The 1,149-nt window shown below is 70.7% G+C and carries 1 protein-coding gene; it reads right to left on the reverse strand.

Features of this window, described 5'->3' with window-relative positions; all coding sequences use genetic code 11:
- Positions 1–122 precede the first annotated feature (122 nt).
- The coding region (locus ACR2JA_RS09095) for a 3-hydroxyacyl-CoA dehydrogenase NAD-binding domain-containing protein (protein WP_434008772.1) at positions 123–1,149 on the reverse strand (1,027 nt) is incomplete at its 5' end.

Here is a 1,149-nt window from a genome sequence, read left to right on the forward strand (position 1 = left end):
CGCAGCGGGATGGCGGCCAGGTCGTCGGTGCGCACCGAGCTGAGCGCGCCGCCGTAGCGGCCAAACGGGGTGCGGATCGCGTCGCAGATGAAGGCTTGGGTCATGGTGGGTCTCCGAAAGATTCAGGGGTTGAGCAAGGGTGTGAGATCGGCCAGACGGAAGCCGTGGCCAGCCTCGGCGGCCAGGCGCTGCAGGTCCTGTTCGAGTGGCGTGCGGTCCTGCTGGCGGGCCCAGAACACCGGGCCACCTTCCCAGCGCGGGAAGCCGTAGCCCTGCACCAGCACCACGTCGATGTCGCTGGCGCGCTGGGCCACCCCCTCGGCCAGCAGCAGCGCCGCTTCGTTGACCATGGCCAGCAGCGCACGGCGCTGGATCTCGGCCGCGGCCAGCGTTCGGCGGGTGATGCCGCGTTGCGCCGAGGCCGCTTCGATGATGCCGCGCACTGTGGTGTCGGTGGTCTTGTCCTGGCGGCCGTCGGTGTGCGTGTAGTAGCCGGCGCCGGTCTTGCGGCCCAGGCGGCCCTGCTCGCACAGCTGGTCGAGGATGGCGACGTAGCGCGTGCGCGGGTCGCGCGTGGCGGCCTGGGCCTTGCGCATGCGCCAGGCGATGTCCAGGCCCGAGAGATCGGCCACGCTGAACGGGCCCCTGGCGAACCCAAAGGCCTGCAAGGCCTGGTCCACGTCTTCGGGCCAGGCGCCGTCTTCGAGCATGAACTCGCACTGCTGGCGGTAGGCGTTGTAGATGCGGTTGCCGATGAAGCCGAAGGCATTGCCGCACAGCACCGGCAGCTTGCGCAGCCGCTTGCCCAGCGCCATGCCGGTGGCGAGCACGTCGGCCGCGGTCTGCGCACCGCGCACCACCTCCAGCAGCTTCATGACGTTGGCCGGGCTGAAGAAGTGCAGGCCCAGCACGTCCTGCGGGCGCGCGGTGGCGTTGGCGATGGCGTCCACGTCGAGGTAGGAGGTGTTGGTGGCCAGCACGGCCCCGGGGCGCGCGTGGGCGTCGATCTTCTGGAAGACGGCCTGTTTGACGGCGAGGTCTTCGAACACCGCTTCGATCACCAGGTCGGCCCGCGCCAGCTCGCGCCAGTTGGTTGTCAGCGCCAGGCGCGCCACGCGAGCCTGCGCCTGCGCGGCCGCCATCTTGCCC

It is taken from the genome of Hydrogenophaga sp., assembly GCF_051007235.1.
GTDB lineage: Bacteria > Pseudomonadota > Gammaproteobacteria > Burkholderiales > Burkholderiaceae_C > Hydrogenophaga.